Genomic DNA, 26,676 nt, shown 5'->3' with positions numbered 1-26,676 from the left:
TGCTATACCTCGGCCTTTCCTGACCGTTGCTTGCTCTTGCGTCGCAGGTACGTAATCAGCATGAACAGGAGGATCGCGGTTACTGCGACGAGCACCCATGTCATCCAGTTTTGCCAAGGAGTAAGCGGCTGTGTGAACACCTGCTCGCCCTCAGCATCCATCGGCACCCGGTGCGCCTCCACCAGGAGGCGGTGCGAGTTGATGCCGTAAGGGGTGCAGGTAACCAGAGTGAGTTTGTCCGCACCCGGCTCAGGGTGAAGGGACTGAGTTTCCTCCGGGAGGACAACCTTGGAGCCATCCACCTGGTACTTCATCTTTTCCAAGCCGACCTGGATATACACAGCATCGCCGGGTTTGACGTCTGCGAGGTTGTCCCAGAGCGTCGCGCGTGTGAGGCCTGTGTGTCCAGTCAGCACCGCGTGAGTCCCCTCACCGCCTACCGGCAGCGAGGTACCGAAAAGGTGACCGATGCCCTTCTCCAGCACTTCTTCGGTGGTGCCGTGGTAAATGGGCAAGTCCGAGTGGATCGACGGGATGACCACGCGAGCCATCGCGTCCGTACCGAAGTCCAACTGCTTGAGGTACTCCATGTACGCCGCGTTGTCTTCGCGAATGCGGGCAAGCCAGGGATCGAGAATCGGTCCACCGACACTGTCTGCGTTGTACCTTTTCGCCGCGCCGATAATGGCGTCGTTTTGTTCCTGCGAGATTTGTGAAGTTGTATCCGTGTACACCTGGGACACCACGGACTGGTTCCGGTTTGCCATGTAGGTGGCAACCACCGGGTACAACAGCACCAGGATCCCAGCGAGAACGAGGAGCAGCGGCACAATCTTCGACTGTTTCTTCCGCCGCGGAGCATCCGCCTGAGGGACGGGCCCTTGAGCTGGTGGCTCGACAAGAGCTGTGGACACCACTGCTCCCCTTTCCGTGTACGAAGTTTGGTCGCTGCCCGCACGGATCGCGGGCAGCGTGCGGTTACACCGCGAATTGCTTACGCGTTACGACGCTGTGCGTAGGAGTAAGCACCGCCAGCTGCGACGAGGATCGCGCCGATGGCGAGAACAAACCAGATGCCGTTGCCACCGGTAAGCGGCAGGTTCAGCCTGGTGTTGTCCGTCAGGTTTTGGTCGGTGGTGAGGTTGACAGCCTTCACGGTGCCACCCTTGCCTGCGGCATCCTGGCCCTCGACGAGGATCTGGAAATCGATCGGCTGGGCAAGAAGCTCGTAGCCCGGGGCTGCCTGCGACTCGACGAGGCAGTAGCTCTTCGGAGTCGTCTGGGTCTCCCCCGTCGCTGCATCGTTCTCGAAGTTGTTGACGTGCAGGCCGAGGAAGTCTGCGCGGCCGTCGTCGCCAGTAGTCGCCGTCATCAACGCCGTGGTGGAGGTGTCTACGGTGGAGCAGGCGCCACCGTAGACCGAGAACTGCGCACCCTTAATCGCGGTCTTGGCGGAGGCGTCTTTCTTCGTCAGGTACGCGTTGCCGAAGTAGGAGTTCGGGTTGTGCTCCGGGGTGTCCGGCGGGGTATCTGTCGGCGGCTCCCACGGGGTGTCCGGCGGGGTGTCGGTCGGCGGGGTCGGCGGGTTGGTCGCGTTGCCTGGGACCGGGTAGGTCTCGAGCTCGTTCTCGACAGAACCGAGTTCCTCGCCGGCAACAGCCTTGACCCTGAACTGGAAGTTGATCTCAACGGTGTCATTGGCCTTGAGCTGATCGACTCGAGACTTGGAGAAGGTCACAACCGGGTTGCCGGCATTGTCGAGCTGAACGAAGTAGTCAGTGCCCGCGGTCAGAGCCGTTCCGTTCACCGTGACATCTTTAACAGCGCTGGCCGCGTCGTTCGCAGTCGGTAGCTCCAAACGATCCTGCGGAACCACATCTCGAACTGCGTAGTATGCAAAACCGTTGGCGCGGGTGTCGGCAGTGTTCGGCAGCACCTGCGAGACCGGGTACTCAATGATCTCGCCAGCGTGCTTATTCGCATCCACGACCGTCTTGGTCGGCCTGCTGGTTTCCTCCGGGCCCTGGTTCTTCGGGTAGACGTACACGTCGCGCATCCACTGAGAGCGGTTGGACGGGTCCGTCATCGGAAGCGAGACGTAGAAGGGGTTGGATTTGGCGGTGTAACCCTCCGGGACCGTTTCAACCACCTTGTAGAAGCCGATCGGCAGCTCTGCGGTTGCCAGACCATCTGCGTCAGTAGTGACCTCGGTCTTTGTGCCCTCCGTGACCCCTTCCGGTAGAGCACCGTTGTTGTTCAGGGTGTTGAAGGTGGCGAACTTCTGCCAGTCCGAGTTCTTGCGCACATCGAGGCCATCGAGCTTGATGATGGAGTACTTCACGCCCTGCATCGGGCGCCCGAGCTTCGACGTGTCGTCGATTTTCTCGCCGTTGCCCGCAGTACCCGAGGTCGCGTTCTCGAACTTGTTGATGTAAAGGTTGCCGGTGGTCCAGTCGGACGGGATGTTTTGCGTACCCGTGAACGCAGACGTCGCTGCGGCCGGTTGAGCCAGAGCTTCCGTGGCTGCCATACCGGCGGCGCCGGAGATGGCGAAACCTGCAGCGATAGCGATCGCCGCGGTTTTCTTTAGGGCTACTGCCATGAGTGTGTTCCTTTCGGATGTGGTGGTCGCTGGGCCGTTCAGGTCAGCGATTGAGGGCTCCGGGATTCTGGGAATCACCCCTGGGAGACCTAGCCCAGCTTGGGCACAGATAGGAATGTACTACTAACTCACAGAGGCGTCGATTCTGCCCAAACATGCAGCTTAAGGGTGTTCAGGAAAGACATATGTCGCGAAAATTACGCCTGTCGCCGCCTTGGTTCGCGTCTGTCACGACCCCCGATACCCCCATGTCATGGCGCTGTGTAAGCGCATCTCGAATTTTCCGGCAGTCATGCCACCCACACGTCGACCAACTTAAAGGAGTGGGGTCATACAGGATCCTCTTAGGTCGGGGGTGTTGATCGGGGGTGGCGTTTGACACTACAAATTGCAGCCCGCTTTCGTTTCTGGTTCTCGAGAGCCGACTCCGAGCTGCTTGCCAACTAACGCGTGCCGGTAAAAGCTGTTCTACCGGTTACCTGCACTGCTCAGCACGAGCTGCGAGGTCATCCCTGCGGTAGCGGGAAGAGCACGTCATTGCCACTCCGGCCCCGCTTTTCTGACCCCAGTTCGGAATGCCAGTGGCTTGGGGTAAGTATTCACCGCGAAGACTAATTGCGCGCCTGAGACACTCCAACTGCCAATCTCGGCGTGATCCTCGTCTACCCACTCGGTTGGACGCCCCAACGGGACAAGCTAGATGAATGGAAAAACCGCCACGGGATGGGGTCCCGTGGCGGTGGTGACGATGCCGTCGCTAAGCGATGTGCCCCTAGTCCCCGATCTGGTCGCGGCCGCGCTTCTTGTCGTTGGACTTGATGGTGATCCAAGGCGACTCGTCGGTGTCCGTATAGCGAAACTGCTCCTCCTTGGCGCGGGTGTAATCGTCCCACTTGTCCAGGGAGGTGCACTGAACCGACGCAGGATGCGAAGGGCCTGCTGCCGCCCCGTTGACGCTGGCTGCAGTCGTGGACAGCCGCGGCAACAGGGGCGACTGGCAGGAGTTAGTTGATGGGATAGCCGGCGACTGGGCCTTCGGTGTTCGGCTGCCAGCCCAGCGCAGGGGCGACGTGAGTGGCGAAATTTTCCAAGATCTTCACGTTGACGTCCACGCCCATGCCGGTGGGGATGGTGATGAGCAGGGTATCGGCGGACATGACGGCGGGGTCGGCCTTGAGCTGCTCAATGAGCTTGTCCGGCTCGGCGGCGTAGGTGCGTCCGAAGGTGGTGGAGCCGACATCAGGCAGCGCGCCCACCTGGTCGGAACCGGAGGCCTGCATGCCGAACATCTGCATGTCCGCGCCGTCGACGATGGGGAAGACGGAGCGGGACACCGACACGCGCGGCGTCCAAGCGTGACCTGCCTCTTTCCACGCGGCGCGGTAGCGGCTGATCTGGTCGGCCTGGATTTCGCCCAGCGTTTCGGCGGTGGTCTCGGAGACCAGGGTGGACGACATCAGGTTCAACCCGTCCTTCGCAGTTTGTTCAGCCGAGGTGTGGGTGCCGGAGCCGTAAAAGATGTGTTTGCGCAGATCGGGCGCCATGGGAAAGACCGGCAGGGCGGAGCCGGGCTGGAACATGTTGGGGTACTGCCGGTCCAGCGGAGCGGCGACGGCGAACCCGTTGCCGTCCATCGCGGCCATGAACGCCTCGAGGTGGCTGCGTGCCACGTCCGCACCGTTGGGCGCTTCGCCCTTGTAGCCGAAGGCCTCCCAGCCGCGGTCAGCCACCTCCGGGGCACCGCGCGAGACGCCCAAGGCCACGCGGCCACCGGAAATCTGGTACAGCGACGCGGCCTCTTCGGCCAGGTAGAGCGGGTTTTCGTAGCGCATGTCGATGACGCCGGTGCCCACTTCGATGTGTTTGGTGGTGGCCGCGACAGCACCAAGCAGCGGCATCGGCGCGGAGGCCTGCGGCACGAAGTGGTGGACACGGAAGGACGCGTTGTTCACCCCGATTTCGTCCGCGGCCTGGGCGATCTCCAGGTGGATCTTGGCGACCTGTTCCGCGGACGGGCCACGCTTGCCGTCGATGGCGTAGTGCCCGAAGCTCAAGAATCCGAAGGCTTTCATTGGTTAACACTCCTTTTGTCGATGTATCAAGAATTAGGGCGGCATTCCGCTCTAAAATGTCCCGGGTGGCGGCGGGGTTAACGCCCTAGTCAAAGACCTGCTCGAGTCGTTTGTCAACGCTCCATTGAGCTATCACCTCTCTACCCCCAAGATGGTGCCAACGGGGAAAGTCGTGTGCAGCGAAAGCGCTCGGGCCAATCATTGATGATCAGAGCCGAACCCTTGTGCGTCGCTTAGCGACGCGTTAGGCCGGAACCTTGCGCGAGCCCGGCGAGGCCCCTCCCCTACCGCCGCCAGAAGCTCCGAACGACCACTGCCACCAAGAGCAACGCACTCAGCAGGGTGAGCACCACCAGGTACGGCTTGCTTCCCGTGGCGGGAAGCGGCAGCAGCGGGATGACCTGGGACGCGCTGACGGCGGTGAGGGTCACCAGGGCGTCGGCACGCTGGCCCTCGGCAGCGGTGACCGAGGCTCCCGCGAACGTCCACTCGTACTTCCCCGGAGCGGGAAGGGTGCTCGCGGTCGCGGTGAAGGTGCACACGTTGCCCACGGGGACCGCCAGCACGCCCGGGCTTCCGGGAAGGCCGAGCTGGGCTGCGGTCACGCCAGCGGGGGGTTGAACGGCTGAAACGGGAAGTGCGGTTGGCCCAGACCCGACGTTGACCGTGCCGCGAAGCTGCACCGTGGCACCACCGATGGTGCGGGTTCCGCAGTCGAAGGCAACGGGGCTGGACGCGCCGACGAGACCAGCGGCGTCGGCGGGTGCGACCACGTTGCGTCGCACGGAGGCTGACGTGAGGATCGGGAAATACCGGTTGATGGCTGTCACGGTTTTCGGCGCGGCCGCCGCCACCACGGTCACGGTGGGCGCGGGGACTTCCGCACCGTTATCCACGCGCCAGGCGAGGGTGTGGGTAGTACCAGGCTGGTTTGTGGCGGTCTCGGAGAAGGTGCAGCTGCTTCCCACCGGCGCGTAGATGGGCACGGCGGGCTCACCCGCCCGCACGGTCAGCGGAACGGTGATCCGGTTCTGCGGATCAACGGGGACGCCGAAGGCCTGGGTGTAGCGCCGCGGGTCCACGCCGGTCGGCAGGGCACATACGGCGGTGATGGTGAATGGGGTCTGGGCGAGGGGGCCGGAGGCGTCGCCAAGCAGTTGCTTGGATAGGTTGAGCTGTCCTTGCGTGATCCACGCCGGCCATTGCACCTCGCAGTGGTAGTCGCCGGGCCCGGTGGTGGTGATGGAAGCGACCGAACCGGTGGTCAGGCCGCCTTCGGTTTCCGGTACCACCGTCGGCGTGATCGGGGTGCGTGCGGTGCCGGCCTGGCTGTAGCAGGTCCACCGCGGCTGGCCGTAGCGTGCGGCGCGGTTGAGGCGGTCGTCGGACGCCGCGATGCGGGAGGTGAAGCGTAGGACGGGCGATGAGCCGTCGTAAAGGTAGGTGCTCTTCTTCGTCTCCACAGGCTGGTTGGCCCGCTGGGTGGCGTTGATGAGCGGGGCTTCGTCCGCGGCCGTGCCGTTCAGCTCGGCACGCTGGACGTCCATGGTGAAGGTGGTGTCGTCCCGGGTGCCGGTATCGGGCAGCGTGACGGCCTCGACCTTCTGCTGCTCCTCAACGGCACTGGTACCCAGCCCGATTGCGAAGCCCTGCGCGCCGTTCGTGCGCCAAATGGCCGCTTCGACGGTCTTGGGTGACAGCGCTTGGGCGAGGTAGAAGGCGGATGCGCCGCTGCCGCCGCCCACGCAGTTGAAAAAGCCGTTCGTACCACTGGTGCCAAACTGCGGCAGCCGCGAAGATCCAGAGCACACCCGGTTGCTTCCGGGCGGGTTGACCAACGCGAGCGAGTTCACTGCGGTGTCGGCGACCATGCCGATCTCTTCGCCGTTGTTCACCGACTCCGCATCCGCCATGACGAAGGAGTAGTCGCGGGTCAGCGGCACGCCGTCTTCGTAGATGGTGATGTCGTCGAAGCGGAACACCACGGGTTCTGCGATCCTGGACGCTCCGATGATCGGGCGGGCCGATTGCGCGCTCGGATCGGTGGCCAGGTAGTACCCCGGGTTCTTCGCGGGGTTGCCCCAGAACTGCTGGTTCCACAGCACGTTGGAGTACGCGCCGATCCTGGTGAGGGTGTCGCGGGAGAACGTGGTGCCGTCGGCAAGCTGTTGCTTGTTGGTATCGTTCGCGGCAACCGTCTGCACCTTCAAGTTGAACGTGAGCTGCACGTTGCGGGGCCCGCCCACGTTGACCAACACGGGTTGCCCGGCGGAGGTCGCAGCCGGCGCGAGATTCGGCAGGCGCGTTCCGCCAGGTTGTGCATTGCCGCCGGTTGCCGCGCCGCTGAAGATCGGGCCGAAGTCCAACCAGCAGATGTTGTTGGCGTACGGGCCCTGTTCGCTATCGGCGCCCGAACGGTAATCGCACTTGGTCACAATCTGGTTCGCCTGCGGGGCCAGCGCGGCAAACGGAGCCACCACACGCGCCGTGGTGGTGGGTGTGGACATCGGCGACGAGGGCGTTGGCGCGGCGGCAACAGTGGTCGGCGCTGTAGTCGACGTGCTGACCGGGGTGGTGGTGGTTGTGGGAGGGGTGGTCACGGAGGCGTCGATAAGCGAAGGCTCCGGCTGCGGCTGAGTGGTGGTCTGCGCGGACGCGAACGCGGGCACGGTGAGAAGCGCCGCGGCGGTGAGCGCGGACGCAAGGCGCTTAAGCATCCTCATGTTCTTCATCCTTCCTGCGCCACAGAAGCAGCGGAATAAGTAGTAGCAGCAGAACAAGCAGGGCAAACCCGACGGAGAGCCACATCCACCACTGCCAGCCGATGATCGTGTTCGAGGTCTGCGGGCTCGGCGCCTCCTCGTCCATGGGCACCCGCACCGCGTCGACCACGAGGCGGTTGAAGTTCAGCCCGTACGGCGTGCAGGTGATCAGGTAGAGGTGGTCGCCCGGCTCGCCGGGCAGCGGGATCGCGTCCAGCGAGTCCGGCGGCACCACCTTCGAGCTCACCATTTGGTATCGCAGCGTGCGCCCGAGAACGTGGATGTAGATGTCCTCGCCCTTCTTCAGTTTTGGCAGGTTGTCGAACATCGACGCGTTGACCAGCCCCGTGTGCGCGGAGATCGCCGTGTTCGACCCCTCCCCTCCCGTGGGGAAGGTGGTGCCGAACAGGTGGCCCGCACCCTTCGTCAGCACGCGATCGGACGTGCCGTGGTACACCGGCAGCGCGATCCCGACAGAGGGGATCACCACCTGCGCGAGCTGATCCTGGCCCGGCGCCAGCCCGGTGTCCAGGTAGCGGCGGTAGTCGGGTGAGGAGTGGTCGCCGCCGATGCTCAGCTCAGAGACCGGGCGTGCGGTGATGTCCCGGTTGTACGCCAGCATCTCCTCCCACAGCCTGTTGCGCTCGTGGTCCGGCAGTTGCGCCGTCTCCGCGCGGGTGCGCTCTGCGATGATCGAGTGGTAGCGGTTGTTCACCAGCGTCGAGGTCACCGGGTACAGCATCCCCAGCAGGCCGAGAATCAGCGCCAGCGCCCAGAACACATCTTTCCAGGAGCGCTTTTGCTTATCGACGACCTCCGGCTCCCCCGCCACGGCCCTCCTCACCCGACCGGCCTACGCCGTGCGGTTACGGCGTGCGAAGTACAGCGCGGCCAGCAGTGCCAGCAGGCCACCGCCGATTACCGCGAATAGGGTGCCGCGCTCACCCGTGGTGGGCAGGTTGATGGCCGTGTTGTCCTTCACGTTGGTGATTCTCACCGCGTTCGTACGGTTGGCATCCGTGATGGACGCCGCCACCGGCTGCGGGTTCAACGCGTAGCCGCGCGGCGCCTGGGTCTCCACCACGCAGTAGTCGAAGCTGTCATCCTGCGAGGCGCTGTTGTAGAAGTCCTCCACCTGGATCGCGGGCAGCGTGACCGAACCGTCATTGCCCGTGGTCCACGTGTCGGTGCCGTTGACCGTGATCGGGCCCGCGTTGGTCTGGGTGGTGCCCGGGTTGCAGCGGTAGAGCTGGAACTTCGCACCCGCGAGGGCGGCGTCGTTCTCGCCCACCTTATTGATCGTGATCTGACCCAGCACCGTCTTCACCGCCGGCACGTCGATCGGGGTGACGTTACGGTCGGGGTTGTCCACGTCGATCACGCCGCGGGTGAACTGGGCATTGGTGTTCGCGGTATTCGGCGGGTAGATCTGGGCCGAGTTCGTCGCCTCGCCGGAGGTCGCGCCGTCCTTGAGCTTCGCCTCGTAAGCGAGCACCACGCGGGTCTGCTCCCCGTTGGCCTTCCGCGCCGTCACCAACTTCTCCAGGCCGCTCTTGGTCAGCGACACACCGAACTTCCCGTTGCCCTGCACCACCCGGTAATCGGTGCCGCTGTCCAGGGTGGTGCCACCCGTGAGCGTCACGGCGATGGTGTTGTCCACGACGTCGAGGCGGGTCTCGTCGAAGTCGTCCACGATGTCGTAGCCGTCGAACGTGTTCGTGGCGGGCACCGCCGGAACGGAGCCGCTCACTGTGTACTTGATGTTCTCGCCGGCGTACACGCGCGAGTCATCCACCGTCTTCTCACCCGTGACTTGCTGGTTCTTCGGGTACACGTGCACTTCCCGGTTCCACCCGGTCACCACCTGGTCCGCGCCCTCACCTGAGGTCAGCGGCAGCGGCAGCGCGATGTAGAACGGGGCCACCGCCGTCGCGCCGGCCGGCGTCACCGTCTCCTCGACGTAGTACACACCCACCGGGAAGTTGCCCGTAGCCACGCCGTTCGCCGTGGTCAGGGTGGTCGCAGGCCCCAGGTCGGCCGCAGCCGGCGTGGTGGCGTTACGCAGCTGCGAGTACTGCTGCCAACCCGCCACGGTGGTGAGGTCGATGTTGTTCACCCGGCGCACGGTGAACTCCACCCCGTTTGCCGGGGTCAGCCCATCCGCGGCGTTATTGGCCTGGCCACCGGTGTACTCCGGCTGGGTGGCCACCGGGTCGCCGATGTACTTGTGCAGGTTCAGGGCCACCGGGTTTGCACCCTGGGAAGCCACGTTGGCGATGAGCTGCTGCACATCCGTGTTCGACACGGTCACAGCGTTGCCGAAGTCGGTACCCGCGTCAGCCGCGAGTGCGAGCGGCAGTGGCGTCGCGGCACCCGCTGCGAGAGCAACTGCGAGAGAAATACCAGCTACGCGGCTGGAGATGGTGCGGGTCATGCGGTCCCCTTCTCGGATCAAGATTCAAACCTTCCGAGAATGGAGTAGCACATGTTTATATGTCACGCAAAAACCGAAGTGGTGCGCATTGGCGGGGATGCCCTCTGCAGTAACGATCGACACATCATCGGCCGGGTCGACAGAAAATCCCAGGTCGTGGATGAGGGCCATGTCGATCCTTACAGGAGCCGGCTGGCTACCGGGGGCGGCGTCGAACTTGGGGCCAGAAAAACCGCCGCGGCGGGGTGGCCGTGGCGGTTGTAAGCGGATCGTCGCTAAGCGATGTGCCCCTAGTCCCCGATCTGGTCGCGGCCGCGCTTCACATTGAGCGGGTCTAAAGCTCCTCTGCAATATCCTCAATGAGGAGCTCGACTGGCCCATCAATCGAACCAAAATGGCGAACTGCCTGCTCGATGTCAGCGGGAGTTGACAGACCCAGGTATCGAGCCAGAATCACGGCGTCCTCGAAATCTTGGTCCGCCTGGCGGGTTGCGATCAATTTAGTAAAAAGTAGAAACTCCGCCGATGCAATTATTAAGGTCAGGTTGGGGCCGATTACCATCCGTTCCGCCTGGGTATCGCGCTCCAGCGGTAACCCAAGATCATGGACCTGCGAATTAACCCAGTTTCGAGGCAGACCGCGACGATCCGCAACCGCATCGATCGCTCGCCGAACAACCCCGTACTGGTCAAAGAGTGAATCGACATCAGCGGTCGACCGGTTTTCGTTGTATTTCAACGCGATGGCCGCGCCCCCGATCACGTGCAGCACCGCTTTAACACCCATGCCTGCGAGTTCAGCGTCGAGCTCACCGAGAGCCTCGAGAAGTTGGTCCCGGTTCAGTTCCATGGCCGGTCATGGTCCTTAGCTGTGCGCAGATTTCCTTCGCCGATACACACACGGCGACGAGCGAACGGCGCTGGGGTCCTCTCCAGGTTGAAGGCGAAACGGGACGGCCGACTTGTTGGATAGAACCATTCCGAAGGTGCGCGCTCCACCTCGATCGACCAAGGTGGAGCCTCTCCGGGGAACCTGGATGAGAAAGTCATCTCCGCCGCAGCGCGGACGACCCTGTCCCAATCTGCGCTCCCCGTCGGCCCCGGTTGGGCGTGAGCACTGAGGAATCCTTCCTCATCAGGAATGTCGCGGATGTCCGACACCGTGTGTTTGAGCACACGCACGATGAACGCTGGATCGTTCGCCCCATCCAGCTCCTCCCGGACCCAGCTGGCGAAACGGGGATAGGTGTAAAACCGTTCCACTGTGGCTCCTTTCCGGTGGTGACCGAGGCGTCGATAAGCAAAAAGCCCCTAGTCCCCGATCTGGTCGCGGCCGCGCTTCACGATGAGCGGATCCGGCTCACCGACAACCTCGTGGTCCTTGTTCGTGTACTCGAACTTGGAGAGAATGTAACGCATGGCGTTCAGGCGGGCGCGCTTCTTGTCGTTGGACTTGATGGTGATCCACGGCGACTCGTCGGTATCCGTGTAGCGGAACTGCTCCTCCTTGGCGCGGGTGTAATCGTCCCACTTATCCAGGGAAGCCAAGTCCATCGGCGAAAGCTTCCACTGGCGCACCGGGTCCACCTGGCGGATGGCGAAGCGGGTGCGCTGCTCCTTCTGCGTCACGGAGAACCAGAACTTCGTCAGGGAGATGCCGGAGCCGAGAATCATGTTCTCCAGCATAGGGACCTCGCGGAGGAACTCGGCGTGCTGGGACTCGGTGCAGAAGCCCATCACGCGCTCCACGCCGGAGCGGTTGTACCAGGAACGGTCGAAGAAGACGATCTCGCCGGCGGCCGGGAAGTGCTCGATGTAGCGCTGGAAGTACCAGGAGGTGCTTTCGCGTGGCGACGGCTTCTCCAACGCCACCGTGCGGGCACCACGCGGGTTCAAGTGCTCGTTGAAGCGCTTGATGGTGCCGCCCTTGCCGGCGGCGTCGCGGCCCTCGAAGAGGATGATGTGGCGCTGGCCCGTGTCCTTGGTCCAGTTCTGCCACTTCAGCAGCTCGATCTGCAGCGCGCGCTTTTCCTTTTCGTACTCGTCGCGGGAAAGGCGCTCGTCGTACGGGTAGTTCTCGCGCCACGTCTGGATCGGCGTGCCGTCCGGCATGAGGAGCACCGGGTCGTCCTCATCGGTGTCGTCCACAACCCAGCCTTCGGTTGCGGCGAGGTCGATCATCGGCAGTTCGTCGTCTTTTTGGTCAGCCATAATGACCATCCTATTCCGGTTTTGCGGGCAGCGCTGGGAAAGTCGGCGCGACGGCGGGCAGACGGGAGGGCACACAAAAGGTCCCCGCCGCGTGCGCGGCGGGGACCTTGAAAGCCGTCGGCTTCTGGCGCGTTACTTACGCGATCAGGCCGATGAGCTTGGCCAGGTTGCCGGCGAGCTCGCCGAGGTCTTTGAGCAGCTCGAGAAGAGCGTACGGGATCTGGGTCGGGCCTTCGAACTTGACGCCAGCGGGAACCTTCACAGCGTCGTTACCGGAAGAAAGGGCTACCCACTGGTAGATCGGGTTGAGGTCCATCGTTAAGTCTCCTATTTCTCTCTACGTCTTACTAGTTTTGGAGCGACTTCTGCACCGTGTTGGCGAAAGTCTGGATAGCTTCCGGCAGGCCCTGGAAGATCTTCACCAAGTTCTCAGCGAAAGTGGAGAAGTCATTGAGAGCCTTCTGGACTGCCTTGAGGTCGATCGGCATATCGATTCCCTTTCCGATGGGTGCCAGTGCATCTGGCCTTGATGTGATATGTACTGACACCCTCAGCGGGCGCCACACGGCGTATTTTGCCACAGACTGCCGGAGCGTCAAGAGTGCGCTGAAAATTTCTTTAAAAGGGGCGCAGCCGGCGCCCAGCTCGCCGACGGCAACCCGGAACAACGTCTTTACGTTTTACAGGCGCTGAGCTGCTACTCCGAAACGTGCGGCGCCCAACCCGGAACACGCCCGAGGGCAATTCGTAACGGGCCGCTCGCCCGCCGGGCCAGTAGCCACACCAATTCGGGGGCAGGCGAAGCGGGCGCCGAAAAGCAGACGAGAAGCAGCCGAGAAGCAAATGCCCAATAAAAAACGCGCCCCGAAGGGCGCGTGTGCAGGTCAGGGGCGATTTACATCATGCCCATGGCCTCCGGGTCCATGCCGGCGCCAGCGCCAGCCGGCTCCGGCTTGTCGGCCACAACAGCCTCGGTGGTGAGGAAGAGCGCGGCGATAGACGCAGCGTTCTGCAGTGCGGAACGAGTGACCTTGGCCGGGTCGTTGATGCCAGCCTCCATCATGTTCACGTACTCGCCGGTCGCGGCGTTGAGGCCCTCGCCGTCCGGCAGGTTGCCAACCTTGTCGGCCACCACGCCCGGCTCCAAGCCAGCGTTCAGCGCGATCTGCTTCAGCGGGGCGGACAGCGCCTCGCGGACGATCTTCACGCCGGTCGCCTCATCGCCCTCCAGGCCGAGGTCGCCTTCGAGCTCCTTCGCGGCCTGCAGGAGTGCCACGCCACCGCCGGCGACGATGCCCTCCTCCACAGCAGCCTTCGCGTTGCGCACAGCGTCCTCGATGCGCAGCTTCTGCTCCTTGAGCTCCACCTCGGTGGCGGCACCAACCTTGATCACGGCAACGCCGCCGGCAAGCTTTGCCAGACGCTCGTTGAGCTTCTCGCGGTCGTAGTCCGAGTCGGAGTTGTCGATCTCAGCGCGGATCTGGCGCACGCGACCCTCGATCTGCTCCTGGTCGCCAGCGCCCTGGACAATGGTGGTTTCGTCCTTGGTAATCACAGCCTTGCGGGCCTGGCCCAGCAGCGCGATGTCGGCGGTCTCAAGGGAGAGGCCGACCTCCTCGGAGATAACCTGGCCGCCGGTGAGGATAGCCAGGTCCTGCAGCATGGCCTTGCGGCGGTCACCGAAGCCCGGGGCCTTCACGGCGACGGACTTGAAGGTGCCGCGGATCTTGTTCACCACGAGGGTGGACAGGGCCTCGCCCTCAACGTCCTCGGCGATGATCAGCAGCGGCTTGCCCGTCTGCATCACCTGCTCGAGCACCGGCACGAGCTCCTTGACGTTGGAGATCTTGGAGGAGACCAGCAAGATGTACGGGTCTTCCAGCACAGCCTCGCCGCGCTCCATGTCGGTGGCGAAGTACGCGGAGATGAAGCCCTTGTCAAAGCGCATGCCCTCGGTGACCTCGAGGTCCACGCCGAAGGTGTTGGATTCCTCAACCGTGATCACGGATTCCTTGTTCACGGCACCGTTGCCCACGGCGTACATCGCCTCGGCGATCTTCTTGCCAATCTCCGGGTCGGACGCCGAGATGCCAGCAGTGGAAGCGATCTGCTCCTGGGTCTCCACTTCCTTCGCGGAATCCAGCAGGTGCTTCGTCACCTTGTCGGTCGCGGCCTGGATGCCGCGCTTGATGCCCATCGGGTTCGAGCCAGCCGCAACGTTGCGCAGGCCCTCGCGCACGAGCGCCTGGGCGAGCACGGTTGCGGTGGTGGTGCCGTCGCCAGCAACGTCGTCAGTCTTCTTCGCGACTTCCTTGACCAGCTCCGCACCGATCTTCTCGTAGGGATCCTCGAGGTCGATCTCCTTAGCGATGGTCACACCGTCGTTCGTAATCGTCGGCGCGCCCCAGCTCTTCTCCAGCACCACGTTGCGACCCTTGGGGCCGAGGGTGACCTTCACGGCATCTGCCAGGGTGTTCAGGCCGTTTTCCAGGCTTCGACGTGCTTCCTCGTCGAAGGCAATCATCTTTGCCATGTGAGTGTGTCTCTCCTTATTTATAGAGGTATTCGTTGACGGTCACTCAGGCCGCGGATTAGCAGGCGCCCGCGACGGCACGGCTGACGAGTGGCATCAGCCTCACCCGCTTCGTTCGTTTATTTGGCACTTGGGGTCTCCGAGTGCCAAGGCCATTTTTAGCACTCAGGGAAGTTGAGTGCAAGACGCGCATGGCTGCTGTCTGGCGCGGTGATACCGTGGCGAGAAGACAACGTTCCCTTGAGCCGTTCGCCCGAGCCGGAGGAAAACTCATGCTCCCACCGCACCCCAGCGCCAAGGAATCCCCTAGACACCAGAATCCTTTTATCTCGCTCCACGAGATGGTCACGGACGCGGATGCCAACATCGACCTGGAGTTGCCGGCCCGCGAGCTAGATGAGTGGACCACCAAGGAACTCTGACCAGTAGCCGCAACCCTGTCAGGGATTGTCGCCCCGCCGCTCGTCCGCCTGCCGTTACCATTGGGCCCATGAGCGATTTCAAACTGAACCCCGACCGGGAACGCATTTTCAACGAACTGCACGAGATCATCTCCTACCACTCCCCGCACTCCACGCCGGAGTTGGCGGAGGAACATGAGAAGGCTGCTCAGTGGTGCGTCGATAAGCTTGAAGCCCTTGGACTCGATGTCACCCGACACGAAACCGTCGACGATGCCGACACCATCATCGGGCTGAAGGAGCCCGTGGGCGACGCGCCGACCGTGCTTTTGTACTCCCACTACGACGTCGTGCCGGCGCAGAATCCCGCAGCGTGGACGCACGACCCGCTTGACCTGCAGGAACGCGACGGGCGTTGGTACGGTCGCGGCGCCTCCGACTGCAAGGGCAACATCGTCATGCACCTCGAGGCCCTGCGCATGGTGCAGGAAAACGGCGGCACCGACTTAGGGCTCAAGGTCGTGCTCGAAGGCTCCGAGGAGCTCGGTGGTGAGGACGGGCTGGGCAAGCTTATCGACGCAAACCCCGACCTGTTTACGGCCGACGTCATCATGATCGGCGACGGCGGCAATGTGGCCGTCGGCGTACCCACCCTGACCACCCACCTGCGCGGCGGCGCCCAGGTGTTCATCGACGTGGAGACGCTCAGCGGCCCCGTACACTCCGGCGGCTTCGGCGGCGCAGCCCCGGACGCGGCACACGCGCTGATCCGCATCATCGACTCGCTATTCGACGAGCACGGCCGCACCACCATCGACGGCGTCGACTGCACCGCCAAGTGGGACGGCGACCCCTACGACCGCGAGGCATTCCGCGCCGACGCCAAGGTGCTCGACGGCGTGCAGCTTCTGGGCACCGTCGACGACGAGCCGGCCGACATGGTCTGGGCACGCCCCGCCATCACCGTCATCGGGTTTACTTCGGTGCCGGTCTCCGAGGCGTCGAACATTGTCAACCCCACCGCCTCCGCTGTGCTCAACCTGCGCGTCCCCGCGCCGCAGGACGCCGCCGAGGTGGCCGATAAGGTCCGCGAGCATGTGCTTTCGCACACCCCGTGGGGCGCCAAGGTTGAGGTGGACATCAAGGGCATCAACCAGCCGTTCATGACCGACTCCGAGGGCCCCGCACTCGAGGCGTTCGGGCAAGCGCTTGTCGACGCCTACGCCGACGAAGGCGCCAAGGAAATCACCATCGTTGGCACCGGTGGCTCCATCCCGCTGACCGTCACGCTGCAGAAGCACTTCCCGGAGGCCGAGTTCGCCCTCTACGGCGTCGCCGATCCGCAGGCCGGCATCCACGGCGTTGACGAGTCCGTCGACCCGACCGAGATTGAGAACGTCGCCATCGCCGAGGCGAAGTTCCTGCTCACCTACGGCAAGTAGGCCGTTTTCGGAGGTGGGGCGTCTTCGGCCGGCTTCTGCCGCCCCGACTTGTGTTGCACATCACTGTGACTGCGGTTACACTGACACACGTGATTCAGAACACTCTCCTTGCACAGCAGGTACAGCGAGTACTCAGGGCTACGTACCCCGCCGCGTAAACCGACCCCGCGGCGCGTGGAAGTAGTCGTTAGCTCCCCAGTACCAGGGTCGAGACCCACCACTTCCCAGCAAGGAGCCCCGCCGTGTTCACCCAAACCCAAACCCAAACCGAAATCCAAACCCAGCCCCCGAAGACCGCCGCTGACTACAACGCGACGTTCAACTCGGAATCCGAAGCACCCATCCGGTCCCGTGCGCTGCACCGCGCGCCGCAGCCGGCCGCGCCGGAGTACGCGGAGCTGCCGGACGACCTGCGGCGCATCGAGATCGACCGAGCATTGCCACGCGAGCTTCGCGACGGCGCCCGCGACATGAGCTGGGGCCTGTTCATCGCCACCTACGCCCCTGAGCCGACCCTGAAGGTCACGCTCGAGGCGGAGGAGAAACTGAACTGGATGCTCAACGAGTATCACTTCGACGTCCACGCGATGCCGAAGACGCGGGCCGCCCGCCACCGCTCTGAGACCGTCGAGGCGTCGGGGCCTGTCCGCGCGATCGGCGAGGTGCTCAGCCGCCACAACCGCTATGTGGAGATCCTGTCGTTCCACCAGGCGGAGGTTTTTGGCCGGTCGCTGACCATGCTGAAGGTCGGGCACTCGGAGCGCCACCTGCGCGTGTACTGGGCGATTGGGTTCGGTGCGACGCCGGCGGAGTCGGCGGCTGCGGCGATGTCGGCGGGTGCGCAGCGCGTCCACGGCAACCTCTAGGGCAACCTCTAGGTCGCCCTCCTGCTCACCGCCCACGACACAAGGGCGTCCGCTGATACTCAGCCGGTGAACACCGAAATACCGCGACCGGCGTGAATTCTGTAACATGTCTTTTCGTTGGCCGCGCCTCTGACACTGCTACCTCCGTTGTTCGCGTATCCACGCCGTTAGCGCAGGTGGCACCGTGGACACTGACGCGCCTTATTAATTTGTTTGTGTGTAGCGCAAGTTAGAGCAAGTTAAATACGGTGTAGTTCACTTCCTGCCCGGGCAGTTCGCCTTGGTGCGCGTTTGCTGGTTCGGCCCGCCACCGACCGCCTACGCATGAAGGAGGGCTGCAGACTGTGCTGACGCTGCTGATCGCACTCGTCGCCGCCACGCTTATCGCACCTGTGCTGCTCCGGACGGTCGGCCGCGCCGGGTTCGCGCTGTTGGCGCTGGTGCCTCTCGCCGGGTTTATCTGGATCGTCTCGCTGTTCCAGCGGGGGGTGTTCCGTACGGGCGGGGAGATTGTCGCCACGTATGTGTGGATGCCCTCGGTGAACTTGAATTTGGAGTTCCGTCTCGACGCGCTGGCCGGGTTGTTCAGCCTGATCATCTTGGGTGTGGGCGCGCTGGTGCTGTTTTATTGCTGGGGGTATTTCGACTCGAACCCGCGCAGGTTGGCGAAGTTCGCGTGTGAGCTGACCATGTTCGCCACCGTGATGTACGGCCTGGTCATCGCGGATAACTTCCTGCTGATGTATGTATTCTGGGAGCTCACCTCGGTGCTGTCGTACTTGTTGGTGTCGTACTACGGGGAGCGGGCGTCGTCGAGGCGCTCGGCGATGCAGGCGTTGATGGTCACCACATTCGGTGGTCTTGCGATGCTGGTGGGTATTAACCTGCTTGGCTTCCAGGCGGGTATTTGGAAGCTGTCTGAGATTTCGCAGGTGGTGGATATTGAGGCCACGCCGGCGATCTCGGCGGCGATCGTGCTGATCATGCTGGGCGCGCTGACGAAGTCGGCGCAGGCGCCGTGGCACTTCTGGCTGCCGGGTGCGATGGCGGCTCCGACGCCGGTGTCGGCGTACCTGCACTCAGCGGCGATGGTGAAGGCCGGCATTTACCTGGTCGCGCGCCTCGCGCCGGATATGTCGGCGGTGAACACGTGGCACTTGGTGGTGCTGTCCACCGGCGGGTTCACGATGCTGCTGGGCGGCTGGATGGCGCTCAAGCAGCGCGACCTGAAGCTGATTTTGGCGTACGGCACGGTGAGCCAGCTGGGCTTCATCACCACGGTGATCGGCATCGGGTCGCGTGAGGCGATGATGGCGGGCCTGGCCATTACGTTCGCGCACTCGCTGTTCAAGGCGGCGTTGTTCATGATCGTCGGCGCGATCGACCACGCCACCGGCACGCGCGACATCCACGAGCTGTCGGGGTTGGGCCGCAAACAGCCATTGCTTGCATGCTTAGCGACGATCTCCGCTGCGTCCATGGCCGGTATCCCTCCCCTGTTCGGTTTTGTGGCGAAGGAAACCGCGCTGGATGCGGTGCTGCACGAGGAGTTGCTCACGGGCATGCCAGGCAACATCACGCTTGTGGTGCTGGTGGTCGGTTCGATTCTCACCATGGCGTACTCGCTGTACTTCGTCTTCGGCGCGTTCGCCACGAAGCGCGAGCACGACGGCGAGATGAGCGAGGCGGTGCGCGAGATGCACCACGTGGGTCCCACACTGTGGCTCTCGCCGGCGGTGCTCACGGTGGGCACGCTGTTCTTCGGCGTGATGCCGCGCTGGCTGTCCGAGGCGATCAACCTGCACCTGGCGGTGCGCTTCCCGGACGTGGAGTCTTCCGAGCTTGAGCTGTGGCACGGCATTACGGTGCCGCTCATCCTCACCGTGGTCATCGTCGCTGCGGGCAGCATTATGCACTGGCAGCGCGATCTGGTGCGCAAGGCGCAGTTCGATCGCCCTGCGCTTGGCGACGCGAACGAGCTCTGGGACAACATCTTGAAAACCTTGCGCACCCTGTCGCTTCGCTTGACGGCGTCGACGCAGCGCGGTTCTCTGGTGATCAACTTGGCCGTGATTTTCGCGGTGCTCATGGTGGTGCCGCTGGCGTACCTGGTTTTGGGCGAGAACTCCACGATCCACATGATTGTGTGGGACAACGTGTGGCAGGGGCTCATCGTGATCATCATGGTGGGCATGGCGTTCTTCGCCACGATCCAGCGCAACCGTCTCTCCGCAGTGGTGATGGTGGGTCTGACCGGATACTGCCTGGCCATGATCTTCGCGCTGCACGGCGCGCCGGATTTGGCGTTGACCCAGGCGCTGGTGGAAACCATCGTGATGGTGGTGTTCATGCTGGTGCTGCGCAAGATGCCCACGGAGGTGGAGCCGCGTAACGAGGACAACCGCCTGCGCGCGTGGCTGGCCATCGGCACCGGTGTGTCGGTGGTGACGGTGGCGATGTCTGCGATGTCGGCACGTACAGCGCGGCCGATCTCGGAGCAGATGCCGGACCTGGCGTACGAGATCGGCCACGGCCGCAACACCGTCAACGTGCTGCTGGTGGACCTGCGTGCCGCCGATACTTTCGGCGAGTCGATCGTGCTGGTGATCGCGGCTACCGGTGTGGCTAGCCTGATCTTCGGCACCGGCCGCTTCGGGCGAACCTCGCGCCGCCCGACGCTACAGACCACGAAGCCGCGGTGGCTGGCTTCGGGCGTGCAGTCGGAGACGGCGCAGAACCGTTCCATCATGGTCAATGTGGCCACCCGCATCCTGTTCCCGTCCATGATGCTTTTGTCCATGTTCTTCTTCTTCTCCGGCCACAACGCCCCGGGCGGCGGGTTCGCCGGCGGCCTGGTGGCGGCGCTCGCGCTCACGCTGCGCTACCTCGCGGGCGGGCGCCGCGAGATTCAGGAGACGCTGCCGATCGACCCGGCAAAGATTCTGGGCACCGGCATCGTGGTCGCCTCGATAGCCGCGGTGTTCCCCATGTTCTTCGGGTACCCGCCGCTGATGAGCGATTACGCCACGGTCACGCTGCCGCTCATCGGCGAGTTCGACATCCCGTCGGCGCTGGTATTCGACGCGGGCGTGTACCTCATCGTGGTGGGGCTGATCATGCACGTGCTCACCTCCATGGGCGCGTACCTCGACCGCGAAGAGGACACCCGCAAGGAGCGCGCCCGCGACCGCGCGCGCGAGCTGCAGGCCAAGAACGAGCAGCGTCGCCGCCAGCAGGCGCAGACGCGCAGAGACCGCTTCGACAAACGTGTTGCAGTGGCAAACACTGGGTCTTCGGTGGTGGGGGGAGACACGGAAGCGTCGATAAGCAATAGCCCCCAAGAAAGGAGCGAGTAAGTGGACGCCAACCTGTTTTTGCTCATTGGCTCCGGCGTGCTCATCGCGTGTGGCGTGTACCTCATGCTCGACCGGGCGATGACCCGGATGATCTTGGGCGTGGTGCTCATCGGCAACGGCGCCAACCTGCTCATCCTCCAATCCGGGGGCCAGGCGGGCTCGCCGCCGATTCTGGAGCGCGAATCAGAGGCCGCCGATGCCATGTCGGACCCGCTGGCGCAGGCGATGATCCTCACCGCGATCGTGATCTCCATGGCCATGACGGCGTTCATGCTCGCGCTCGCCTACAGGCAGTACCGCTACCGCACTGACGACGTGATCGAACGCGACGAGGAGGACCGCGCAATTGCCACGCGACGCTCGAATCCGACCGCCGCGCCGGACCACGACCGTTCCGACGACATCTCCGGCAAGGCGTCGGTGAGCGGCGATAACTTCGGGCCCACCCCCTTCGAGAAACCCGTGAAGGAGGCCGACGATGCGCGATAGCCTCATGGAATTCGCATCCTGGGCCTTGCCTGCGATGCCGTACCTGACGGTCATGCCGATCCTGCTGCCCGCCATCGCCGCCGCTCTCATCCTGCTCACCGGCCGGCACGTGAACCTGCAGCGCACCATCGCGCTCGGCACGCTTGCGGTGCTGGCGGTGATCTCCGGCGCGATGATCATCATCGTGGACATCCACGGCATTCAAACCGTGGAGATGGGCGGCTGGGAAGCGCCGATTGGCATCACCTTGGTGGCGGACCGGCTGTCCACCATTATGCTGTTCGTCTCCTCCATCGTGCTGTTCGCCGTGCAGTGGTACGGCATTTCGCAGGGGCTTCGCGACGGCGACGAGGACGACCCGGTGGCCGTCTTCCTCCCCGTCTACATGCTGCTTTCCATGGGCGTGAATCTGTCGTTTTTGGCGGGCGACCTGTTCAACCTCTACGTCGGCTTCGAGGTGTTCCTCGTCGCCTCCTACGTGCTGCTCACCCTGGGTGCCTCCCCGCAGCGCGTGCGCGCCGGCATTGGCTACGTGATGGTCTCCATGGCGTCGTCCATGATCTTCCTGTTCGCCCTCGCGTTGGTGTACGCCTCCGTGGGCACGGTGAACATGGCGCAGGCAGGGCTGCGCATGGAGGAGGTGCCCGACGGCACCCGCGCCGCCATCTTCGCCACCTTGGTGGTTGCCTTCGGCATCAAGGCGGCGGTGTTCCCGCTCGACGCTTGGCTGCCGGACTCCTACCCCACCGCCGCCTCGCTGGTAACAGCCGTGTTCGCGGGCCTTTTGACCAAGGTGGGCGTGTACGCGATTATCCGCGTGCGCTCCACCGTGTTCACCGACGGCTCGCTGGACACTCTGTTCATGTGGGTGGCGCTTTTAACCATGATCATCGGCGTGATGGGCGCACTGGCCCAAAACGACATCAAACGCCTCATGTCGTTTACCCTGGTGTCCCACATCGGGTACATGATCTTCGGCATCGCGCTGGGCTCTGTGACCGGGCTTTCCGGCGCCATCTTCTACGCGGTGCACCACATTCTGGTGCAGACCTCCCTGTTCCTCGTGGTGGGCCTTGTTGAGCGCCAGGCCGGCTCCGCGCAGCTGCGCAGACTGGGCTCGCTGATGTACACCGCGCCTTTGATCGCGCTGTTGTACTTCATCCCTGCGCTGAACCTGGGCGGCATCCCGCCATTTTCGGGCTTTTTGGGCAAGGTGATGCTCATCCAGGCGGGTGCCAAGGACGGCTCCTGGCTGGCGTGGGTGCTCATCGCCGGCGCGGTGATCACCTCGCTGCTTACCCTGTACGCCCTGATGAACGTGTGGTCCAAGGCCTTCCTGCGCGACCGTGCCGACGCACCCGAGGGCGACGTGGCGCTCGCGCGTCCGTCCACCCTGGCGGACCGCGGCGAGACTGTCGCCGTGCACGAGCGCACCGACGTGGGCCGCGTGCCCGCCGGCATGTTCTTCTCCACCGCGCTGCTGGTCGTGGTGTCCACCTCGATCACGTTCCTCGCTGGCCCGATTTCGAACATCACGGACCGCGCGGCCCAGTCGGCACAAGACCTGTCCATCTACCGCACCGCGGTGTTGGGCGATAACTGGGAGAACCCCACCCGCGACCCGGACTCCTTCACCAGCGAGGCCGACACCGGCGGCGGCCACGACGCGCTGGACAGGCGCGACTCGGTGCGCTCCAGCGAAGTGATCACCACCGGTGTGACCACCGAGCGGGTGCCCGCGCCCGTGGACGCGGAATCGAACGAGGTGGACGAGCAAGATGAGGGCGGTGAAGAGTAATGCTGCAAGGCCTGAAAAACCGCTTCCGCCCCTGGTTCGTGGCGTGGCTGACGTTCATGTGGATCTTGCTCATGGGCGAGGTGTCCTGGGGCAACTTCTTCGCTGGGCTCGGGCTTGCCGTGCTCATCGTGCTGGCGTTGCCGCTGCCGCAGGTGCCCCGCTCTGAGTACAAGATCCGCTGGAACAAGCTGATCATGTTCGTCGGCGAATGGACCTGGGACCTTTTGGTGGCGTCGGCGAAGGTGGCCTGGATCGCGTTGCGCCCCCAGGAGCAGCCCAAAAACGCGATCCTGCAGGTGCCCATGCGCGTGTCGAACGAGCTGGTGTTATACCTCGCCACCTGCGCGTACAACTTGCAGCCGGGCGGGTCGGTGACCGACATCGACCTGGCCAACCGCGAATGGACCATCCACGTGCTAGACGCCAGCAGCAAGGAAGCCATTGAAAACGAGATTGCGAACGTGGCGAAGCTGGAGCGCCAGATGATCGACATCTTCGAGACGAGGAGCTGACCCCATGGACCCCACCCTGTACAACTTCTTCCTCGCCATCGCCGCGGTGCTGCTCATCGCCGGGTTCTTCATGCTGGCCTGGCGAGTGTTCGTCGGCCCGGACTCCATGGACCGGGTGCTGGGCAACGACGCGATCACCGCCTCCCTGCAGTGCGCACTTGCCCTGTACATCTGCTGGAGTTTGGACACCACGGTGGTCAACGTGATGATTGTCATCGCGCTGCTCGGCTTCATCGCCTCCCTGTCCGTCGCACGCTTTAGGAAGAGGGACGGTTCCCTATGACAAGCATCAACTGGTCGCTGCTCGCAGACATCGTTTCACTTTTGTTCATCCTGCCCGGCGCGTTCATGGTGTTCTCCGCCGCGGTGGGCACAGTGCGCTTCAACTCCACGCTCGCACGCGTGCACGCCATTACGAAGCCGCAGACCACCGGCCTGGTGCTCATGATCACTGGCACCATCATCCGCGTTACCACCGCAGACGACTTCGGCCCGCACGAAAAGGGCGACATCGGCATGATGCTGCTGCTCGTGGTGTTCGCGCTGATGACCAACCCGGTCACCGCTCAGCGCCTGGGCCGCATCGCGCGCCGCGAGGGCCTCTACGGCGGCGAGGAGCAGCTCACGGTCAATGAGCGCCCCGCCAACTACCACCCCCGCCGCGTGAATCCCCGCAACGCGGAAGAGGTGGACCGCCCCACGCTCTAGGGGTTCATCTCCCACAGCTCCGCGGCGGTGGCGTCAACCACCTTCACCCAGTCGCCGGTGCGGGTGTAGATGTTGCGTTGGCGCTGGTATCCGGCGCCGTTGTCCAGGATTTCGTCGATAAGCTTGAGCTCCTCGACACACTCTAAGTCAGCCGCAACGGGCATGAGCTTATCGACGAGCTCCCGCACCTCATCTGCAATCCACCTCTGATCCCCCTCCCTATCGACGATCACGCAGCCCTCAAGGCCGAAGCGCGCGCCGCGCCACTTGTTGTCCGCGTTGTACCAAGGCTGGAGATCGGGCAGCTCCTCCCCGGCCTCCAGCATCCTGTCGTAGTGGACGATGAGGCAGTGTGTGAACGCGACAATCGCCGCGAGCTCACGCAAATTCGACGGGGAATCCGCGATACGCACCTCGATCGTGCCCCACTTCGCGGCTGGGCGTACATCGAAGTGCATGTAGCCGAACTGGCTGATCACATCCGCCTTCTCCTGGTCGGACATGAACGACACCCACTCGTCCCACGTATCGAAGTGGTACGGCATACCCGCCGTGGGCAGCTGCTGGTACATCATCGTGCGGTTCGAGGCGTAGCCCGTATCCAGGCCGTTCCACCCCGGGCTGGAGGCGGAGACGGCGAGGATGTGCATGTAGTTTGTCATCACCGCGTTGATGATCGGCCAGACCTTATCCTCGTGGCTGATACCCACGTGGCAGTGCACACCCCACAGCAGCATCTGCTGGCCCCAGAACTGCGTGCGGTCGAAGATCTCCTGATACGTGATCTTCGGGGTGAGCGGCTGCTCGCGGTAATCCGAAAACGGGTGGCCGCCGGAGCTCCACAGCGTCAGACCCGCATCGTCCGTGACCTCCTTCAGCTTGTACAAGCTGTCCTTGAGGTTCGCCACCGCCTCGCCCGCGTTCTTGCACACGGGCGTAACCAGCTCCACGGTGTTCTGCAGGAACTCGCGCTCCAGATGCGTATCCGGGTAGCGCTTTTGCATCTCGTCGATGATCTTCGCGGCGTGCGGCACCAAGTCGCGGGAATGCGTGTCTAGAAGACCCAGCTCCCATTCGACGCCCAAGGTGGGCTTAGCCGACCGGTTGAATTCTTTGTACGAGTTGGCACTTGCCATGTTCTAAAAACCTGTTGCCTTGTATTAATTGGTAGTAGCACTGAATTTACCGGGTCGAGTCTTTGCCTGGAGCACCATGCCGAGATAGTAAACAATCCCTGCCGCTGCCAGCGACTGCAGAGCCGGAATACCCATCGGGTTCGTGTACTGCGTGTAGTACCCCACCGCGATCCCCACCATGGTGGAGGCAGTGGCCACCCAGTTCCAGCCGGGGATGGACACCCACTGCTGCTTGCGAATGACAAAGAAGTCCACCATCACTACCGCTGCAATCGCCGGGTAGACCAGCGAGGTGAAGTAGAGGAAGTCCATGAAGTAGTCCAGGATGCCACCAATGGCCAGCAACAGGCCTACCAGCGTTCCGGCCAGAGTGAGCCACTGGCGGCCGCGGCTGGTATCCACGTTGACAAGATTCGACAGCGCAAGGCCCATTGAGTAGTTGTTCACCAGCTGGCTCGTCCACGTGGCGAGCCAGAGGATGAGGAAGCCCCAAAACGGGAAGCCGAGCTCCACCATCACCGCAACGATGTCCGCCTCACCCACGCCGACCGCCATGAACGCGCCGACGATGAACAGCGGGATACCCACGGAGAGGATGCCCCAGGGGATGAGGATGTTGTCCTTCCACGAGGGTTGCGCGTAGCGGGTGTAGTCGGTGCTGATAACCCACTGGGACGCGTTCACGCCGACCACCAGGCTGATCGCGGCAATGAGAGACATGCTCGGCTCAGGATCCCAATCGCGGATCTGCTCCCAGCCGGTGTTTTGCAGCGCGAAGTAGATTCCCGCGGCGATAAGTAGCAAGCCAGCGGGCACCGCGATGTAATCGGTCCACTTCATGCTGGAGTAGCCGATAATCGACGGGATCGCGAACGTGATGCCCGCAACCGCGGTAATCAATGCCCACGTGCCCCACTGGGTCTCCGGGTCGATGCCGAACATCGCGCTGATCGCGTTACCCGCGACCGCCGTCTGCAACGCCCACCAACCGAGGGAGGATAAGAAGATGGTCCCGGCCGCGACGAGTTTGGCCTGGGCTTCGCCGAAGCTGTTGTTCGCCAGCACCGTCGATGGCAAGCCGGTTTTCGCGCCGACGTAGCCGCTCACCGCGTTGCCGGGCCACTGGATGAGCAACATGGTGAGGATGACGATGAGCGCCACCGCGCCGAGGCTGAAAGAAGACGCGAGGGTGGCACCGACCATAAGCACCGGAATGGTGAATTCAAGGCCACCGAAAATGATGGCTGGGGTGAGCCAGTGCTGCCGCTTTCCCAGCGGCACAGGGTCGAGCGGATTGTCAGTAGAGAAGGCGGTTGTTGCGTCCTTCTGGGTCATCATGGGTCCTTAGGAAAAT

The 26,676-nt window shown here is 63.5% G+C and carries 22 protein-coding genes and 1 pseudogene; 9 read left to right on the top strand and 14 right to left on the bottom strand.

Going from position 1 to position 26,676, the window contains the following annotated elements; translation table 11 throughout:
• Nucleotides 1-2: 2 nt before the first annotated feature.
• From HWX32_RS01450 to groL, 12 genes and pseudogenes are all read right to left on the bottom strand, one after another.
• Nucleotides 3-914, bottom strand: coding sequence for a class C sortase (locus HWX32_RS01450; protein WP_254868213.1), 912 nt, complete (start codon nucleotides 912-914; stop codon nucleotides 3-5).
• Between the two features lie 80 nt (nucleotides 915-994).
• Nucleotides 995-2,602: a SpaH/EbpB family LPXTG-anchored major pilin gene (locus HWX32_RS01445; RefSeq protein WP_175934445.1), complete on the bottom strand. Its 1,608-nt coding sequence runs from the start codon at nucleotides 2,600-2,602 to the stop codon at nucleotides 995-997.
• A gap of 799 nt (nucleotides 2,603-3,401) precedes the next feature.
• Nucleotides 3,402-3,506: pseudogene (locus HWX32_RS01440) on the bottom strand (polyphosphate kinase 2); the annotation flags it as partial.
• Nucleotides 3,507-3,606: 100 nt separating this feature from the next.
• On the bottom strand, nucleotides 3,607-4,674 hold the full coding sequence (locus HWX32_RS01435) for an LLM class flavin-dependent oxidoreductase (protein WP_175934444.1): 1,068 nt from the start codon (nucleotides 4,672-4,674) through the stop codon (nucleotides 3,607-3,609).
• A 284-nt stretch (nucleotides 4,675-4,958) separates the two neighbouring features.
• A complete protein-coding gene (locus tag HWX32_RS01430; RefSeq protein ID WP_175934443.1) occupies nucleotides 4,959-7,397 on the bottom strand; it encodes a DUF5979 domain-containing protein in 2,439 nt (812 codons plus the stop codon).
• Nucleotides 7,384-8,268 (bottom strand): class C sortase, encoded by an 885-nt coding sequence (locus HWX32_RS01425; RefSeq protein WP_175934442.1) that lies wholly within the window; start codon nucleotides 8,266-8,268, stop codon nucleotides 7,384-7,386. Before HWX32_RS01425 ends, HWX32_RS01430 begins: the two co-directional genes overlap by 14 nt.
• A 21-nt stretch (nucleotides 8,269-8,289) precedes the next feature.
• A complete protein-coding gene (locus HWX32_RS01420; RefSeq protein WP_175934441.1) occupies nucleotides 8,290-9,870 on the bottom strand; it encodes a SpaH/EbpB family LPXTG-anchored major pilin in 1,581 nt (526 codons plus the stop codon).
• 334 nt (nucleotides 9,871-10,204) lie between these two features.
• Nucleotides 10,205-10,720 (bottom strand): DUF6036 family nucleotidyltransferase, encoded by a 516-nt coding sequence (locus tag HWX32_RS01415; protein WP_175934440.1) that lies wholly within the window; start codon nucleotides 10,718-10,720, stop codon nucleotides 10,205-10,207.
• 461 nt (nucleotides 10,721-11,181) lie between these two features.
• The gene (ppk2, locus tag HWX32_RS01410) at nucleotides 11,182-12,081 is read right to left on the bottom strand and encodes a polyphosphate kinase 2 (RefSeq protein WP_075469257.1); all 900 of its coding nucleotides are present in this window, start codon (nucleotides 12,079-12,081) and stop codon (nucleotides 11,182-11,184) included.
• A 136-nt stretch (nucleotides 12,082-12,217) separates the two neighbouring features.
• A complete protein-coding gene (locus HWX32_RS01405) occupies nucleotides 12,218-12,397 on the bottom strand; it encodes a hypothetical protein (protein WP_175934439.1) in 180 nt (59 codons plus the stop codon).
• A 31-nt stretch (nucleotides 12,398-12,428) separates the two neighbouring features.
• Nucleotides 12,429-12,569 (bottom strand): hypothetical protein, encoded by a 141-nt coding sequence (locus tag HWX32_RS01400; RefSeq protein ID WP_175934438.1) that lies wholly within the window; start codon nucleotides 12,567-12,569, stop codon nucleotides 12,429-12,431.
• Between the two features lie 407 nt (nucleotides 12,570-12,976).
• The gene (gene groL / locus HWX32_RS01395; protein ID WP_175934437.1) at nucleotides 12,977-14,614 is read right to left on the bottom strand and encodes a chaperonin GroEL; all 1,638 of its coding nucleotides are present in this window, start codon (nucleotides 14,612-14,614) and stop codon (nucleotides 12,977-12,979) included.
• A 272-nt stretch (nucleotides 14,615-14,886) separates the two neighbouring features.
• Between groL and HWX32_RS01390 the strand changes: the two genes are divergently transcribed.
• The 9 genes from HWX32_RS01390 to HWX32_RS01350 all read left to right on the top strand — a co-directional run bounded on the left by HWX32_RS01390 (nucleotide 14,887) and on the right by HWX32_RS01350 (nucleotide 24,186).
• Nucleotides 14,887-15,036 carry a hypothetical protein gene (locus tag HWX32_RS01390; RefSeq protein ID WP_175934436.1) on the top strand — a complete coding sequence of 50 codons (150 nt, stop codon included), beginning with the start codon at nucleotides 14,887-14,889 and terminating at the stop codon, nucleotides 15,034-15,036.
• A gap of 68 nt (nucleotides 15,037-15,104) precedes the next feature.
• Nucleotides 15,105-16,457, top strand: a complete 1,353-nt coding sequence (locus HWX32_RS01385) for a M20/M25/M40 family metallo-hydrolase (RefSeq protein WP_175934435.1) — start codon at nucleotides 15,105-15,107, stop codon at nucleotides 16,455-16,457.
• Between the two features lie 242 nt (nucleotides 16,458-16,699).
• On the top strand, nucleotides 16,700-17,323 hold the full coding sequence (locus HWX32_RS01380) for an acetyl-CoA acetyltransferase (RefSeq protein ID WP_175934434.1): 624 nt from the start codon (nucleotides 16,700-16,702) through the stop codon (nucleotides 17,321-17,323).
• A 344-nt stretch (nucleotides 17,324-17,667) separates the two neighbouring features.
• Entirely contained in the window at nucleotides 17,668-20,679 is a 3,012-nt protein-coding gene (locus HWX32_RS01375; protein ID WP_175934433.1) for a Na+/H+ antiporter subunit A, read from the top strand.
• Complete coding sequence (locus tag HWX32_RS01370) at nucleotides 20,680-21,168, top strand: Na(+)/H(+) antiporter subunit C (RefSeq protein ID WP_075469229.1); 489 nt, start codon at nucleotides 20,680-20,682, stop codon at nucleotides 21,166-21,168. It begins immediately after the preceding gene.
• Nucleotides 21,158-22,966 carry a Na+/H+ antiporter subunit D gene (locus HWX32_RS01365; RefSeq protein WP_175934432.1) on the top strand — a complete coding sequence of 603 codons (1,809 nt, stop codon included), beginning with the start codon at nucleotides 21,158-21,160 and terminating at the stop codon, nucleotides 22,964-22,966. Before HWX32_RS01370 ends, HWX32_RS01365 begins: the two co-directional genes overlap by 11 nt.
• Nucleotides 22,966-23,478, top strand: coding sequence for a Na+/H+ antiporter subunit E (locus tag HWX32_RS01360; protein WP_175934431.1), 513 nt, complete (start codon nucleotides 22,966-22,968; stop codon nucleotides 23,476-23,478). Before HWX32_RS01365 ends, HWX32_RS01360 begins: the two co-directional genes overlap by 1 nt.
• Before the next feature lie 4 nt (nucleotides 23,479-23,482).
• A complete protein-coding gene (locus tag HWX32_RS01355; protein ID WP_075469232.1) occupies nucleotides 23,483-23,761 on the top strand; it encodes a monovalent cation/H+ antiporter complex subunit F in 279 nt (92 codons plus the stop codon).
• Nucleotides 23,758-24,186, top strand: a complete 429-nt coding sequence (locus tag HWX32_RS01350; RefSeq protein WP_175934430.1) for a monovalent cation/H(+) antiporter subunit G — start codon at nucleotides 23,758-23,760, stop codon at nucleotides 24,184-24,186. Before HWX32_RS01355 ends, HWX32_RS01350 begins: the two co-directional genes overlap by 4 nt.
• On the opposite strand, the gene HWX32_RS01345 is transcribed toward HWX32_RS01350, so the two are convergent.
• Nucleotides 24,183-25,322 carry a glutamate--cysteine ligase gene (locus tag HWX32_RS01345; protein WP_175934429.1) on the bottom strand — a complete coding sequence of 380 codons (1,140 nt, stop codon included), beginning with the start codon at nucleotides 25,320-25,322 and terminating at the stop codon, nucleotides 24,183-24,185. The genes HWX32_RS01350 and HWX32_RS01345 overlap by 4 nt on opposite strands.
• A gap of 24 nt (nucleotides 25,323-25,346) precedes the next feature.
• The gene (locus tag HWX32_RS01340; protein ID WP_217702880.1) at nucleotides 25,347-26,660 is read right to left on the bottom strand and encodes a cytosine permease; all 1,314 of its coding nucleotides are present in this window, start codon (nucleotides 26,658-26,660) and stop codon (nucleotides 25,347-25,349) included.
• Nucleotides 26,661-26,676: the final 16 nt, after the last annotated feature.

The sequence above is a fragment of the Corynebacterium sp. Marseille-P4321 genome (assembly GCF_903645305.1).
Taxonomy (GTDB): domain Bacteria; phylum Actinomycetota; class Actinomycetes; order Mycobacteriales; family Mycobacteriaceae; genus Corynebacterium.
Note: the sequence above shows the minus strand (reverse complement) of the source record. Positions and strands in the feature narration are given on the sequence as shown.